The 13,981-nt window shown below is 68.9% G+C and carries 15 protein-coding genes; 8 read left to right on the top strand and 7 right to left on the bottom strand.

The features are described from left to right. Positions 1 to 231: 231 nt before the first annotated feature. Positions 232 to 1,779: an RNA polymerase sigma factor gene (locus IHQ52_RS16725; protein WP_081712414.1), complete on the bottom strand. Its 1,548-nt coding sequence runs from the start codon at positions 1,777 to 1,779 to the stop codon at positions 232 to 234. A 55-nt stretch (positions 1,780 to 1,834) separates the two neighbouring features. Then, a complete protein-coding gene (gene ppgK / locus IHQ52_RS16720) occupies positions 1,835 to 2,623 on the bottom strand; it encodes a polyphosphate--glucose phosphotransferase (protein ID WP_024498516.1) in 789 nt (262 codons plus the stop codon). Positions 2,624 to 2,752: 129 nt separating this feature from the next. Here ppgK and IHQ52_RS16715 point away from each other — a divergent pair, with 129 nt between their 5' ends. After that, on the top strand, positions 2,753 to 3,649 hold the full coding sequence (locus IHQ52_RS16715; RefSeq protein ID WP_024498517.1) for an inositol monophosphatase family protein: 897 nt from the start codon (positions 2,753 to 2,755) through the stop codon (positions 3,647 to 3,649). A 19-nt stretch (positions 3,650 to 3,668) separates the two neighbouring features. Here the strand turns inward: IHQ52_RS16715 and cei are convergent, their stop codons facing one another. Next, a complete protein-coding gene (gene cei / locus IHQ52_RS16710) occupies positions 3,669 to 4,361 on the bottom strand; it encodes an envelope integrity protein Cei (RefSeq protein WP_024498518.1) in 693 nt (230 codons plus the stop codon). Between the two features lie 473 nt (positions 4,362 to 4,834). Here cei and IHQ52_RS16705 point away from each other — a divergent pair, with 473 nt between their 5' ends. Next, on the top strand, positions 4,835 to 5,134 hold the full coding sequence (locus IHQ52_RS16705; protein WP_006436496.1) for a DUF4193 domain-containing protein: 300 nt from the start codon (positions 4,835 to 4,837) through the stop codon (positions 5,132 to 5,134). A gap of 117 nt (positions 5,135 to 5,251) precedes the next feature. Here IHQ52_RS16705 and IHQ52_RS16700 read toward each other — a convergent pair whose 3' ends face one another. Continuing rightward, positions 5,252 to 5,806, bottom strand: coding sequence for a DUF3093 domain-containing protein (locus IHQ52_RS16700; RefSeq protein ID WP_024498519.1), 555 nt, complete (start codon positions 5,804 to 5,806; stop codon positions 5,252 to 5,254). A gap of 23 nt (positions 5,807 to 5,829) precedes the next feature. On the opposite strand from IHQ52_RS16700, the gene dut reads away from it, so the two are divergent. Continuing rightward, positions 5,830 to 6,300 (top strand): dUTP diphosphatase, encoded by a 471-nt coding sequence (gene dut, locus IHQ52_RS16695; RefSeq protein ID WP_024498520.1) that lies wholly within the window; start codon positions 5,830 to 5,832, stop codon positions 6,298 to 6,300. Between the two features lie 76 nt (positions 6,301 to 6,376). Continuing rightward, on the top strand, positions 6,377 to 7,246 hold the full coding sequence (locus IHQ52_RS16690; RefSeq protein ID WP_024498521.1) for a DUF3710 domain-containing protein: 870 nt from the start codon (positions 6,377 to 6,379) through the stop codon (positions 7,244 to 7,246). 19 nt (positions 7,247 to 7,265) lie between these two features. Here the strand turns inward: IHQ52_RS16690 and IHQ52_RS16685 are convergent, their stop codons facing one another. Beyond that, positions 7,266 to 7,988, bottom strand: a complete 723-nt coding sequence (locus tag IHQ52_RS16685; RefSeq protein WP_024498522.1) for an alpha/beta hydrolase — start codon at positions 7,986 to 7,988, stop codon at positions 7,266 to 7,268. A gap of 198 nt (positions 7,989 to 8,186) precedes the next feature. On the opposite strand from IHQ52_RS16685, the gene IHQ52_RS16680 reads away from it, so the two are divergent. Together IHQ52_RS16680 and IHQ52_RS16675 are read left to right on the top strand one after the other, a co-directional pair. Further along, the gene (locus IHQ52_RS16680; RefSeq protein WP_006436501.1) at positions 8,187 to 8,567 is read left to right on the top strand and encodes an OB-fold nucleic acid binding domain-containing protein; all 381 of its coding nucleotides are present in this window, start codon (positions 8,187 to 8,189) and stop codon (positions 8,565 to 8,567) included. Further along, positions 8,564 to 9,244 carry a DUF3159 domain-containing protein gene (locus IHQ52_RS16675; protein ID WP_024498523.1) on the top strand — a complete coding sequence of 227 codons (681 nt, stop codon included), beginning with the start codon at positions 8,564 to 8,566 and terminating at the stop codon, positions 9,242 to 9,244. The genes IHQ52_RS16680 and IHQ52_RS16675 overlap by 4 nt, the downstream gene beginning before the upstream one ends. On the opposite strand, the gene IHQ52_RS16670 is transcribed toward IHQ52_RS16675, so the two are convergent. Continuing rightward, on the bottom strand, positions 9,234 to 9,896 hold the full coding sequence (locus IHQ52_RS16670) for a potassium channel family protein (RefSeq protein WP_006436503.1): 663 nt from the start codon (positions 9,894 to 9,896) through the stop codon (positions 9,234 to 9,236). The two genes, IHQ52_RS16675 and IHQ52_RS16670, sit on opposite strands and share 11 nt — an antisense overlap. Before the next feature lie 17 nt (positions 9,897 to 9,913). Beyond that, entirely contained in the window at positions 9,914 to 10,579 is a 666-nt protein-coding gene (locus tag IHQ52_RS16665) for a potassium channel family protein (protein ID WP_006436504.1), read from the bottom strand. A 78-nt stretch (positions 10,580 to 10,657) separates the two neighbouring features. Between IHQ52_RS16665 and IHQ52_RS16660 the strand changes: the two genes are divergently transcribed. Both IHQ52_RS16660 and IHQ52_RS16655 read left to right on the top strand, forming a co-directional pair. Next, complete coding sequence (locus IHQ52_RS16660) at positions 10,658 to 12,673, top strand: APC family permease (protein ID WP_238063634.1); 2,016 nt, start codon at positions 10,658 to 10,660, stop codon at positions 12,671 to 12,673. Beyond that, the gene (locus IHQ52_RS16655; protein WP_238063633.1) at positions 12,670 to 13,962 is read left to right on the top strand and encodes a class I SAM-dependent RNA methyltransferase; all 1,293 of its coding nucleotides are present in this window, start codon (positions 12,670 to 12,672) and stop codon (positions 13,960 to 13,962) included. Before IHQ52_RS16660 ends, IHQ52_RS16655 begins: the two co-directional genes overlap by 4 nt. Positions 13,963 to 13,981 lie beyond the last annotated feature (19 nt).

Here is a 13,981-nt window from a genome sequence, read left to right as displayed (position 1 = left end):
AGGGGACCATGGGGGCTGCTCCCGGACGACGTCAACGCATACGGCACCGGGTCAGCGTACGCAGCAACCTGCGGAAACAGAATCTGTCGGCCCGTCTCGGAATCTCTCCGCGTACAACCCTTGACAGAAGTCGACATGCCCTGCTCGATCTGCGAACCCGGAATTCGGCCCCGACAACGCGTTCGCCCCCGTCGCCGAGTGACGGCAACGGGGGCGACGGAGAGTGCGTGACTAGTCCAGGTAGTCCCGGAGGACCTGCGACCGCGACGGGTGGCGCAGCTTGGACATCGTCTTCGACTCGATCTGGCGGATGCGCTCACGCGTGACGCCGTAGACCTGGCCGATCTCGTCGAGGGTGCGCGGCTGGCCGTCGGTGAGACCGAAGCGCAGACGCACGACACCCGCCTCGCGCTCGGAGAGCGTCTCGAGCACCGACTGCAGCTGGTCCTGGAGGAGAGTGAAGCTCACCGCGTCGACCGCGACGACTGCCTCGGAGTCCTCGATGAAGTCGCCGAGCTGGCTGTCGCCTTCGTCGCCGATGGTCTGGTCGAGAGAGATGGGCTCCCGGGCGTACTGCTGGATCTCCAGCACCTTCTCCGGGGTGATGTCCATCTCCTTGGCGAGCTCCTCGGGCGTCGGCTCGCGGCCGAGGTCCTGGAGGAGTTCACGCTGGATCCGGCCCAGCTTGTTGATGACCTCGACCATGTGCACCGGGATGCGGATGGTGCGGGCCTGGTCGGCCATCGCGCGGGTGATGGCCTGGCGGATCCACCACGTGGCGTAGGTCGAGAACTTGTAACCCTTTGTGTAGTCGAACTTCTCGACCGCGCGGATCAGACCGAGGTTGCCCTCCTGGATGAGATCCAGGAACGCCATGCCGCGGCCGGTGTAGCGCTTGGCGAGCGAGACGACCAGTCGGAGGTTGGCCTCGAGCAGGTGGTTCTTCGCACGGTTGCCGTCACGGGAGATCCAGTTCAGGTCGCGCTTCTGCGCGGTGCTGATCTTCTCGCCGGAGTCCATCATGCGGCGAAGACGTTCGGTGGCGAACAGGCCGGCTTCGATGCGCTTGGCCAGCTCGACCTCTTCCTCGGCGTTGAGGAGGGCGACCTTGCCGATCTGCTTGAGGTAGGCACGCACGCTGTCGGCCGACGCGGTGAGCTCGGCGTCCTTGCGGGCCTGGCGAAGTGCCTCCGACTCCTCTTCGTCCCAGACGAAGTCGCCGGACTTGGCGGCGGGTTCGGTCTTCGCCGACTCCTTGGCCGGGGTCTTGGCGCCGGCGGGTGCCGTTTCGGCTTCCTCGTCCTCGTCGTCGGAGTCTTCGGCGTCGTCCTCGTCGTCGACCTCGAGGTCGTCGTCGATCTCCACGTCCTCGAGATCGGCGTCGGGACCGTCGATGTCGTCGATCGAGTCCGGATCGTCGGGCTCGGCGTCGGTGTTGTCCACACCCTCGGCGGAGGTGGCCTTCTTGGCAGCCTTCTTGGGGGCTGCCTTCTTGGTGGCCTTCTTCGCTGCTGCCTTCTTCGCAGGCGCCTTACGGGCAGCGGTCTTCTTCGCAGCCTTCTTGGCGGTCCGCTTGGCCGGGGCTTCGGTCGAGGCGGTGGTCGACTGGGTCTCGTCGGCCTCGGCGTCCCCCTGGCGGGTCTTGATGGCTGCCACGTACAACCTTTCGAACTTCTCTTCTGCGGTGTCTTTGTCGAGTCTTGTGAGACGTGACACGGCAGCACGAGCCGCCGTGGACAAGGGCTTGGTTTCTCGGTTCAGATGACCGGTGACGACCATTGTAACGACATCGGCCGGTCCGATGTGACAAAGCCCTGGTCAATCCAGGCGCGGCCTAGGTTTTGAGGCCTTGTGAGACGGCCATCGCCGCGCCGACGATCCCGGCGGTGTTCAACAGCGTGGCCGCCACGACCGGGGTCTGGTTGGTGAGCAGCGGGATCCACTTGTCGGCCTTGCGGCTGATGCCGCCGCCGGCGATGAACACCTTGGGCCAGAACAGTGCCTCGTAGGCCTTCAGCACGTCGGAGACCTTCTCGGTCCACTTCTCGTAGGACCAACCCTTCTCCTCCTTGATCCGCGAGGACGCCTGGTGCTCGGCCTCTTTCTTGCCGACCTGCATATGGCCCAGCTCGGTGTTGGGCACGAGGTTGCCGTTGATGAGGATCGCCGACCCGATGCCGGTGCCGAACGTCAGCAACATCACCACGCCGTCGACACCTTTGCCGGCGCCGTAGGCGTCCTCCGCCATCCCGGCCGCGTCGGCGTCGTTGAGCACCGACACCGCGCGACCCCCGAGGTGCCGGCTGAACAGTTCGTAGACGTCGGTACCGATCCACCCCTTGTCGATGTTGGCGGCGGTCCGCATGATGCCCTCGGTGACCACGCCCGGCAGGGTGATGCCGACGGGACCCGCCCAGTCGAAATGGGCGACGACCTCGGCGACGGCGGCTGCGACCGCCTCCGGGGTGGCCGGCTGCGGGGTGAGCACCTTGAATCGATCGCCGACGAGTTCACCGGAGTCGAGATCGACGATGCCGCCCTTGATTCCGGAGCCGCCGACGTCGACGCCGAAGCCCAGATGAGTGGGTGACGGCGAATCGTCGGTGGCGGGCGTTTCGGTCATGGCGGAGTCCCCTTCCGGGCCGGCGGTGATCGACACCAGGCTATCGGCGCCCGCAGCCGCCCGCGCGGCATCCTCCGGATGCGGCACTTCACGTCACCGGTGAGCGGCCCCGGCCGCCGATGTGCTGACATGGAACACGTGGATCAGACAATTCCGGTGGACGAACTGGCCGCCATCGCGGTGGACGTGGCGCAGGAGGCGGCCGCCCACGTGCGCCGCCGCCGACCCGAATTGTTCGGTGCGACAACGCCGCCGACAGCGGACGCGGCACCCGTCGATTCGGCCGCCGTGAACCCCGTCTCGACGAAGTCGACGGAAACCGACCCGGTCACCGTCGCCGACACCGAGACCGAACGGCTGATCCGGCAGCGCCTGCACGAGTCCCGGCCCACCGACGAGGTCCTGGGGGAGGAGCACGGTGGGAGTCGCGCCGTCCCGTCCGGAGTGCGCTGGGTGGTCGACCCCATCGACGGCACGGTCAACTTCATGTACGGGGTCCCGGCCTACGCGGTGTCGGTCGCCGCGCAGGTCGACGGCCGCTCGGTCGCCGGTGTCGTCGTCGACGTGGCGCGCGAGGTGGTCTATGGCGCCACCCTCGGTGGCGGTGCCTGGGTGGCCGACGGCGACGGCCTGCGCGTACCGCTGCGGTGCAACCCCGTCGATCGTGCGGAACTCGCCCTCGTGGCAACCGGTTTCGGCTATGCCGCGGACCGTCGGCGCGCGCAGGGACGGATCGTCGCGGACCTGCTCCCGCGGGTGCGGGACATCCGGCGGATCGGTGCCGCGGCACTCGACCTGTGCATGGTGGCCTCCGGCGCCGTCGACGCTCATTACGAGCACGGTCTCAGTCCCTGGGACTGGGCGGCCGGTGGTCTCATCGCCGCCGAGGCGGGTGCGGTCGTGGTGACGCCGCCACCGGACTCGCGCGCGGACGAGGGGCACATCACCGTGGCGGTGGCGCCGGGGATCGCCGACGAGTTCCTCGCCCTGCTCGATGGGGCCGGGGCCCGGGAACCGCTGACCTAGCGGGGTCGGTGGGGCCGATTCAGCACGGAGCCGAGTGGACCGCCTTCACCAACGCGGGATCGGCGCCGGTCTCGGGGTTCTTGGGGTCGGCCGACCGCAGCGCCTCGAGTGTCGCCTGCGCGTCCTGGGAGAGCTCGCCGCCCGAGTGATAGGTGCCGAGGGCGACATCGACCCCGGTGCCACGGCGTCCGTCGTCGACGAGCTGGGCGCAGGGGAACGCGAGCCAGGTCGCCGCCGCGGCGGCACGGCCGGCGGGCCCGAACCGGATCTGCGCCACGCAGTTGAGATCTCGGTTCGCGTAGACGGGATCGTCGGCGAACGGGGTGTCGGCGGCCGGCGTGAATCCCTGCGCCGCGAGGTCCTCGGACACCGACCGGGCAGCGCCCCGTTCCTCGGATGCGTTGAGGACCCGGACCTGGAAGGTCGACAGTGCGGCCGGAGCGACCTCCAGCATCTCGTCGCGCGGGACCTGGGTGAGGACGGGCGGTTCGGCCGGCTGTTGTGCGCCGGGTTCGACCGCGGTCGACGGAGTGGGCTGATTGCATGCGGTGGGGACCGATTCGCTGTTGTCGCCGCCGAGGACGATCGCCCAGACGACGACGCCGAGGACCAGCAGGACCACCACCGTGATGATCGCCGGGGCGTACCGGCGCCGCGGATACGGGCGGCCCTGTTCGTCGGTCGGGTAGCCGGTCGTAATCTTCGAGACCACCGTGGAACGACTCCTCACTGGGATTTCCCACTCGACCACGCCGTGGGCGCACTGCTCGAGCGGATGTACTTCACCGGGAGCGACGCCCCGCGCAATCTCCGCAACACTCTAGAGGGTCGATCCCACGGTGGGTGCGAGCCTCGCCGCGGGAGCCGTGTCTCGCCGTCTCCGAGGCGTCCGACCTGCCTGAATCGCGAGATTCCGGACGAGTTCGCGTTGCCACATTGACGATTGACCGGGCATGGTCTATTCTTCGGGCGCCCGCGCTTCCAGCCTCGGGGTGCAGCCGACATCAAATCGTGACCGAAGTCACACAATACGCCGGATTCTTGGGTACGAATCGTGCTCGAGACGACGTTGTAGTGACCCCACCGGCAAGACAATCCCGGCGGAGTCGTGCGCACACCCTCAGGTGACGGCCACGAGCCGGAACCGAGAGCGCCCCCTCACTCTCTGAACAAGTAAGGCACACAATGGCTACTGATTACGATGCGCCACGACGCACCGAGGCCGAGGACCTCAACGAAGACTCGCTCGAGGAACTGAAGGCCCGCCGCAGCGAGGCGCAGTCCGCGGCGGTCGACGTGGATGAAAGCGACACCGCGGAGTCCTTCGAGCTGCCCGGTGCGGACCTCTCCGGCGAAGAGCTGTCGGTTCGGGTCGTCCCGAAGCAGGCCGACGAATTCACTTGTACCAGCTGCTTTCTCGTCTACCACCGCAGCCGGCTGGCGGAGGAGAACGGCAACTCGCTGATCTGCGTCGACTGCGCATGAGATCCGCGGGACACCCGCGGAAGTGAACGACGACTCCCTGACCCACAGGGCCTGACGACGAAGGGGCCGCGCCATCAGGCGCGGCCCCTTCGTCGTATGGGGGTGCGGGTCGATCGGTCAGGCGCCTGCCGACGGGCGGTCGGCCGCGGCATCCGGGAGGTCGAGGGCGGCCAGCAGTTCGGCGGGGCGCCGGGTGGACACCAGCCAGTAGGGGGTCGGGTCGTCGGGGTCGTCGAGTACGACGAGGACCATCGTCTTCACCCAGAAGCGGTGCACCAGATAGGCGGCGGGGTCGAGCTGACGGCCGAGGGCGGCACTCTTGGCGGTCGCCGGGATGGAGGCCCCGCGGGCGACGACGGCCCGCGGCAGGCGGGCGCGATGTGCCTGGAGTTCGCGGTCGGCGGTCACCCGGACGCGGGTACGGCTCATCGACCACAGCACCAGGACGCTGAGGATCGCGGTGACGACGTAGCCGATCACGCTCCACTTGCTGCCGTGGGCGGACAACTGGATCTCGTAGCCCACCACACCGGTCACGACGGCGGCGGCCAGCCACCACCACCACGGCACGGTGAGACGCTCGTCGAAGAGGTCCGCGGAACCAGCGTCCCGGCGAGCCGCCGGATTCTCCGACGTGCCGCCGGTGTTGTCAGGCGATTGGGGTGCGGTCACGGTGACCAGCGTAGTCTGCGTGCGTGACCACAGCTCTTCCCCCTCTGCCGCCCATCGCGGTACGTCGACTCGACCCCGATCTGCCGTTGCCCACCCGAGCACATCCCGGGGATGCGGGCGTGGACCTGTGCTCGGCGATCGACCTGGAACTGCCGGCGGGACGACGTCAGTTGGTCGGTACCGGGATCGCGATCGCGTTGCCGTTCGGCACCGTCGGCCTGATCCACCCGCGCTCCGGACTGGCCGCGCGCGCCGGCCTCTCCATCGTCAACACCCCGGGCACCGTCGACGCGGGCTACCGCGGGGAGATCAAGGTGTGCCTGATCAACCTCGACCCCGAGCAGTCCATCACCATCTCGCGCGGTGACCGGATCGCGCAGCTGATCGTGCAGCGCGTCGAGCTTCCCGATTTCGTCGAGGTCGAGGAACTCGACGACACCAGCCGCGGCGACGGCGGATACGGATCCAGCGGCGGCCACGCCATCCTGAGCTGAGCACGACACGCCGAGGTCGGTCCGACGCCGCGTCGATTACTGTTCACACGGAACGCGGATTGACGAGGAGTAGACGATGACGAAGAACGGTTCGGATGAACTGCGGGTCGGTCAGGCACTGGGCCCCTACGACATCGACGCCCTCGCGACGGAACCCCACGAGCTGGAGAACTCCCACCTCGACCTGGGGTCGGTGCTCGTCCCGGTGGTCGAGGGCGGGCAGGTCACCGTCGAGATGTCGGAGGCGCACCAGCCGCAGAACGTCTATCTGGTCACCCCGATCGGCCGGATCTCGGTGAGTGCGTTCGCGGCGCCCAAGTCGCCGGGTACGTGGCGCGAGGTGGTCCGCGAACTGGCCGAGTCGTTGCGTGACGGCGGCGCTACGACCAGCATCGAGGACGGCCACTGGGGCCGGGAGGTCGTGGCCGAGGTCGAGGGCGCCACGCATCGCTTCATCGGCGTCGACGGCCCCCGGTGGCTGGTGCGCTGTGTCGGTAGCGGGCCGTCGGAGAGCGCCGAGGACCTCGCGCGCCTGAGTCGTGCCGTGCTGGCCGAGACCGTCGTGCGTCGCGGTTCGGATCCGCACCCGCCGCGGGAACCGCTTCCGATCGTCCTGCCGCCGGTCCTCGCCCATCAGGTGGCCGCCGCCCAGCAGCAGATCTTCGCCGAGGCGGAGGCGGGCGCGGAGGCCCCGGGCGGACCCCAGACACCTACCGGCGAGGTGGCCGGCTCCGACGACGAGTCGGAGGCCGTCGCCGGGGGAGCGCTGGACCAGGTGGCGCACGCCGCGGTCTACGGCGAGAACACTTATACCGACGCCCCGGCCGAGGGCGGTTCGGGCGGCCACGACGATCCGTCGGTCACCGCCGACCCGGACCCCGAGGACGACGCCCCGCTGCCGCCGTCGTCGGGCTCGGCGATGCAGCGCTTCTTCCGTCGTCGCTGAATCCGCTGCGGACGGGGTCTCACCTCGACAGGCGCGTGTATGCGGCGAGGCAACTGTCGCCGAGGAGCGCGGGATCGCGGCCCCACCCCTCGAGGGTGACCTCGACCAGTGCCGAACGCGGCGCGGCGTCATGCCAGGTGCGGGCGACCGCGATCGGGTGGATGGCGTCGTCCGGGGCCGCGACGAGTGCCAGTGGAACGGTGAGTCGGGTGATCTGCTCCGGTGTGGGCGCCGAGTAGTCCGCGGCATCGCGTAGCTGTCCGATGACCTCGGGGTGCAGGCGTCCCCAGGAGCGGGAGAGTTCGGCGGCCAGCCAGTCCGGGCTGCTCGCGGCCATCGCGGTGACCGTTGCGTCGAGCCCGTCGCGTTCCATCGCATCGGCCGTCGCCCGTGCGCTCGCCGCGGCGAGCGCGGAATCGGCGTCGCCGCTCCAGGCGGGCAGGGCCGCGAACACGCCCGCACATCGGTCGCCGGTGTCGGCGAGTGCCCATTCGAGGGCGATGGCGGCGCCGATCGACACCCCGCCGACCAGAACCGAGTCGTGTTCGACGGCCGCACGTTCGAGACCACGCCGATGGCCGGCGACCAGATCCGGCGTCGGCTCGAGCGCCACGAGCTCGACTCCGAGCATCGCCGCGGCGTGACCGAAGGCACGTGTGACGTGGTCGGCATCGGAGCCGGTCCCGGGAATCACCACCAGCGCGGTGGGTGTTCGTGTGGACGGACGGTCCATGTGGGGCATCAAAAGTTCATCCGGATGCAGGGCACCTGGAGATCATCCCCTAGGGTGTCCCGGGACTGCGGGTGAGCCCCGGTCGTCCACGTTGTCACCGGCCGATGCCGGGTCTACGCTGGCGGACAGTCACCGATCAATCGTTCGGTGGCCACGGACGCTGACGCGAAAGCCTGGTGCCCGGCTGAAATCCATTGGGAGGTTGGGATGCCCACCACTGCTGGTTATCTCAAGCGTCTGACCCGCCGACTCACCGAAGATCTCGGGAACGTCGAAGCGGAGCGAATCGCGGAGGAGTCGAAGGCGACGGGCGCACAACGCGCGTCGGACTGCACTCGCGGCGAGGAGGTCACCATGCACGGTGAGCTGCGTGCGGTGGAGACGTGTTCACGCGCGGCCAAGGCCGGCGTGAAGGCGGAGTTCTTCGACGGCTCCGACATCGTCATGCTCAAGTGGCTGGGCCGCAATCGCATCGCGGGTATCGAACCCGGCCGCAAGGTGACCGTGCGGGGACGTCTCGCCCTGCAGGACGGTCACAAGGTGATCTACAACCCCTACTACGAGCTGCAGGGCAGCGACGACGAGTGACACCCACGAGCGACACCGGCGAGCCGGGTGACGAGTCCATCGGCCACGACGTCGAACCGGATTCGGGTCCCGCCCCGACCCCGACGGTGCTCGAACAGATCGGCGGCGTCTCCGGGCTGATCTACTCCACGGTTCCGGTCGTGGTGTTCGTACCGGTGAACTCGTTCCTCGGCCTCCGGGCCGCCATCGTCGCCGCGCTCGCCGCCGCAGCCCTCGTCTTCGGCGTGCGGATCATCCGCCGCGAAGGTCTCACCCCGGCGATCTCCGGCCTCCTCGGCGTCGCGATCTGCGTGTTCATCGCCAGTCGCGTGGGGGACGCGAAGGGGTACTTCCTGTTCGGGATCTGGACCACTCTCGTCTACGCGGTGCTGTTCGTGGTCTCCATCCTGGTGCGCTGGCCCCTGATCGGCGTCGCCTGGCATCTGGTGAACGGGCAGGGGACCGCCTGGCGAAGGCATGGCCGGACGCTGCGCGCCTATGACATCGCCACCGCCCTGTGGGCACTGGTCTTCGCGGCACGCTATCTCACCCAGTCCGAGCTCTACGACCTCGGCGCCACCGGATGGCTGGCCTTCGCGCGGATCGCGATGGGATGGCCGCTGACGGCCCTGGCGGTGCTCGCGACCGTCCTGCTCGTCCGCCGCGCGGTCCGCGAGGAGGAGACCGTCAGCGCGTGATCCGCATGGCGTCGTAGAGCGCGGGTTCCGCCTCGGCCGGCGCGATGAAGACCAGTTCGTCACCGCCCTCGATCGGGTCGTCACTCTGCGGCACGATGACACGCCCGCCGCGCAGGATCGCGACCAGTGCCACGTCCCGCGGTAGCTCGAGCTTGCGGACCGGCTTGCCCGCCACCGGTGTGTTCGCGGGCAGGGTGAGTTCGACGAGATTGGCCTGGCCCTGTCGAAAGGTCATGAGCCGGACCAGATCCCCCACCGACACCGCCTCCTCGACGAGGGAGGCGAGCAGGCGCGGGGTCGAGACCGCGACGTCGACACCCCAGTCGTCGCCGAACAGCCATTCGTTGCGCGGGTCGTTGACCCGGGCAACGACCCGGTTGATCGCGAACTCGGTCTTGGCGAGCAGGCTCACGACCAGATTGGCCTTGTCGTCACCGGTCGCGGCGATCATCACGTCGAAGGTCTGCAGTTGCGCGTCCTCGAGCTTCGTGAGCTCGCACGCGTCGGCGAGAATCCACTTCGCGCCCGGCACCGCGTCCGGGTCGACGTGGTCGGCCTTCCGCTCGAACAGGGTGACGTCATGCGAGTTGACCAGGAGTTCGCGGGCGATCGAGCGCCCGACCGCGCCGGCTCCGGCGATGGCGACCTTCACGGATGACTCCTCGTCACTCAGGATTCGGGATGGGTGAACGGTTCCGCGGCGACTCGGCGCGCGTTGACCAGATTGTCGAGCAGGACGGCGACATAGATCACGTCGTCCTGCTGGAGAACGGTTTTGGCGTCGGGCAGGACCGGTCGGCCGACCCGGTTGAGGAAGGCTACGCGGGCACCGGTCTGTTCCTGGAACCTGCCTACCGAGACCCCGATCCACGACTCGTGGACGTCGACCTCGGCGACCGCGAGCGAACCCGACGGGTCACGCCACTCCGCCGTCGCCGTCTCACCGAGCGCGGAGACGAACCGTTCGGTCGTCCACGGCACCGTGGCGACGGTCGGGATGCCGAGCCGTTCGTAGACCTCGGCGCGTTTGGCGTCGTAGATGCGTGCGACGACACGTTCGACGTCGAAGGTCTCCCGGGCGACCCGCGCGGCGATGATGTTGGAGTTGTCACCGGAGGAGACCGCGGCGAAGGCGTCGGCGTGCTCGATCCCGGACTTCACCAGGATGTCCCGGTCGAACCCCACGCCGGTGATCGTGCGGCCCGCGAAGTCGGCGGACAACCGCGAGAAGGCGGACGGGTCCCGGTCGATGATCGCGACGTCGTGTCCGCGTTTCTGCATCGCCATCGCGAGCGACGATCCGACCCGCCCGCAACCCATGATGACTACCTGCACGACATTCCTCTCCCGATGCGGCGTGCGTGCCGCGAGTCGAACCTACCCGCCACGACGCGGACGCTCTAGGGTTGCCTGGTGTCCACCGTCTCCAAGGTGTCCGTTGCGACGAAGCGGCTCCTGCTCGGCAGGCCCTTCCGCAGCGACAAGCTGGGCCACACCCTGCTACCCAAGCGCATCGCCCTCCCGGTCTTCGCCTCCGACGCGATGAGCTCCGTGGCGTATGCGCCACAGGAGATCTTCCTGGTCCTCTCGGTCGCCGGGATCACCGCTCTCACCTTCACCCCGTGGGTTGCGATCGCCGTCGCCGTGGTCCTCGCGGTGGTGGTCGCCAGCTACCGGCAGAACGTGCACGCATATCCGTCGGGTGGTGGCGATTACGAGGTCGCCACCGTCAACCTGGGACCCAATGCGGGCCTCACCGTCGGCAGCGCCCTGCTGGTCGACTACGTCCTGACGGTGGCGGTGTCGGTGACCTCGGCGGCGGAGAACATCGGTTCGGCCGTTCCGTTCGTCAACGAGCACAAGGTCTGGTTCTGCGTCGGGGCGATCGTGATCCTGGCGGCGGTGAACCTGCGCGGCATCAAGGAATCCGGGGCGGTGCTGGCCATCCCGACCTATGCCTTCATCGTCGGCGTGCTGGGCATGCTCATCTGGGGCTTCACCGAGATCTTCGTCCTCGGCGAGGAGATCCGTTCGGAGACCGCCGACTTCGGAATCGTGGCGGAACAGGACAACCTCACCGGGCTCGCGCTGGCGTTCCTCGTGGCCCGATCGTTCTCCTCCGGGTGTGCCGCGCTGACGGGGGTCGAGGCCATCAGCAACGGCGTACCGGCCTTCCGGAAACCCAAGTCGCGCAACGCCGCGACCACGCTCCTGATGCTCGGTGGCTTCTCGATCACCCTGCTGCTCGGCATCGTCCTCCTCGCCCAGGAGATCGGCGCGAAGTACGTGATGGATCCCGCCCAGGACCTCGTCGGCACTCCCGAGGGCTACCAGCAGAAGGCGATGATCGCGCAGCTCGCGCACGCGGTGTTCGATTCGTTCCCGGCCGGTTTCTTCTTCGTCGCGACCGTGACGGCGCTGATCCTGTTGCTGGCCGCGAACACCGCGTTCAACGGCTTTCCGGTGCTCGGTTCGGTGCTGGCCCAGGATCGGTATCTGCCGCGTCAGCTGCACACCCGTGGTGACCGGCTGGCGTTCAGCAACGGCATCCTGTTCCTGGCCGTCGCGGCGATCATCTTCGTGGTCGCTTTCGGCGCGCAGGTGACCGCGCTGATCCAGCTCTACATCGTCGGCGTGTTCGTCTCGTTCACGCTGAGTCAGACCGGCATGGTGCGGCACTGGACGCGTCTGCTGCGCACCGAGACCGACCCGAGCGCCCGGCGCCGGATGGTGCAGTCGCGGGTGGTGAACTCGATCGGCCTGGTGATGACGGCGACGGTCCTCGTGGTGGTCCTGATCACGAAATTCACCGCGGGCGCGTGGATCGCGGTGCTGGCGATGGTCTCGATCTTCGTGCTGATGAAGCTGATCCACCACCACTACGCGTCGGTACAACGTGAACTCGATCGGGCCGAGACCGACGACGAGGGCGTGCTGCCCAGCCGGACGCATTCGATCGTTCTCGTGTCGAGTCTGCACATGGCCTCCAAGCGTGCCCTGCGCTATGCCCGGGCGACGAGACCGGACGTCCTCGAGGCGATCACGGTGAACGTCGACGACCGCGACACCCGCAAACTCGTGTCCGAGTGGGAGGCCAGCGACATCACGGTCCCGCTGAAGGTCATCGCCTCCCCGTACCGTGAGGTCACCCGGCCGGTGATCGACTACGTGCGGCGTGTGCGCCGGGAGTCGCCGCGCGACGTGGTGACCGTGTTCATCCCCGAGTACGTCGTCGGACACTGGTGGGAGCAGATCCTGCACAACCAGTCCGCGCTGCGGCTCAAGGGGCGCCTGCTGTTCGAGCCCGGGGTGATGGTGACCTCGGTGCCCTGGCAGCTCACGTCGTCGGACCGCCGCAAGGAGACCAAGAGGTACTGGGCGCCGGGTGAGACCCGCCGCGCCCTCGGCGAATCGGAGCGCACCCCATGACGCCATCGCCCCCGGCGCGCCGGGTCGAGGTCGCCGTCGACCGTCCGGCGAACGGCGGGGAGGCCGTCGGCCGTGCCGACGGCCGGGTGCTGTTCGTACGCGGCGCGATCCCCGGTGAGCGTGTGATCGCCGAGATCACCGACGACCGTCACGACTCGTATTGGCGGGCCGAGGCCGTCGAGATCCTCGACCCGTCGCCGTATCGGATTCCGGTGGCGTGCCCGGCGGCGGCCGGGGGAGCGGGATGCTGCGACCTCGGGCACATCGAACCCGGGCATGCGCGCGATCTGAAGCAGGCCGTGCTGCTCGACGTCCTGAGCCGGGTCGGCCATCTCGACGAGGCGACGATCGCCGACACCGACCTCGCGACCCGCGGGGTCGACCGGTTGCCCGGAACCGACACCGGCTGGCGCATCCGGACGCGGCTGGCCGTCGACGGACGTGGTCGCGCCGGGCAGCGCGCGTTCCGCGGTTCCGCGGTGATCCACGACGTCTGCGTACAGCCGGCGGCGGGGATGGTCGACGACCTCGCCGGTCGCCGGTTCACGCCGCACGCCGAGCTGGCGGTGGTCCTCGACGCCGACGGCACCCGGCACATCACCGAACTCGCGCCGATCGCCGAGGTTCGTCACGGCGACCCCCGCCGGCGCGCTCAGCAGAACCGTCGGCGCCGTTCCCGACCCCGCGCACAGGTCGTCGTCGAGGGCGCCGAGTTCGCGGTGCACCGCGTCGGCGGCCGCTCGTGGAACATCCCGGTGACCGGATTCTGGCAGGCGCACCGCGCCGCGCCGCAGACCTACGCCGACACGGTGGTCGGTTTCGTCGGTGAACATCTCGATTCCGGCCCCCGGGTCGCCTGGGACCTCTACGGCGGTGCGGGGGTGTTCGCCGGCGCCCTGCTGGACACATACGACACGGGCCTCGACGAGGTCCACATCGTCGACTCCGACGCCGGTGCGCTGGCGGCCGCGTCGGAGACCTTCGCCGACGACGGCGACCGCGTGGTCACCCACCGGGGTGAGGTGGCGGTCCGGATCCACGCCCTCGGCGAGGCGCCCGACATCGTCGTCCTCGATCCGCCGCGTACCGGTGCCGGCGAGCGCGTCGTCGACGCGATCACCGCCGCCCGACCGGCCGTGGTGGTGCACGTGGGCTGTGATGCGGCGCGGTTCGCGCGTGATCTCGGTCTCTTCGTCCGTTCCGGATATCGCGTCGCGCAGGTCCGCGGCTTCGACGCTTTCCCGCTGACACACCATGTGGAGGCGGTCGCGTGTTTGGTGCCGGCCTGAGCCGTCACCCGCGGTGTGG

Source organism: Gordonia amicalis (genome assembly GCF_022059885.1).
GTDB classification, from domain to species: Bacteria; Actinomycetota; Actinomycetes; order Mycobacteriales; family Mycobacteriaceae; genus Gordonia; species Gordonia amicalis.
The sequence above is the reverse complement of the archived record's forward strand: the minus strand, read 5'-3'. Positions and strand labels throughout refer to the sequence as shown.

Excerpts from the sequence above, each read along its gene's own strand:
- IHQ52_RS16725 (WP_081712414.1), bottom strand. The coding sequence starts at position 1,779 with ATGGTCGTCACCGGTCATCTGAACCGAGAAACCAAGCCCTTGTCCACG.
- ppgK (WP_024498516.1), bottom strand. The coding sequence starts at position 2,623 with ATGACCGAAACGCCCGCCACCGACGATTCGCCGTCACCCACTCATCTG.
- IHQ52_RS16715 (WP_024498517.1), top strand. The coding sequence starts at position 2,753 with ATGGAACACGTGGATCAGACAATTCCGGTGGACGAACTGGCCGCCATC.
- IHQ52_RS16705 (WP_006436496.1), top strand. The coding sequence starts at position 4,835 with ATGGCTACTGATTACGATGCGCCACGACGCACCGAGGCCGAGGACCTC.
- IHQ52_RS16690 (WP_024498521.1), top strand. The coding sequence starts at position 6,377 with ATGACGAAGAACGGTTCGGATGAACTGCGGGTCGGTCAGGCACTGGGC.
- IHQ52_RS16685 (WP_024498522.1), bottom strand. The coding sequence starts at position 7,988 with ATGCCCCACATGGACCGTCCGTCCACACGAACACCCACCGCGCTGGTG.
- IHQ52_RS16680 (WP_006436501.1), top strand. The coding sequence starts at position 8,187 with ATGCCCACCACTGCTGGTTATCTCAAGCGTCTGACCCGCCGACTCACC.
- IHQ52_RS16655 (WP_238063633.1), top strand. The coding sequence starts at position 12,670 with ATGACGCCATCGCCCCCGGCGCGCCGGGTCGAGGTCGCCGTCGACCGT.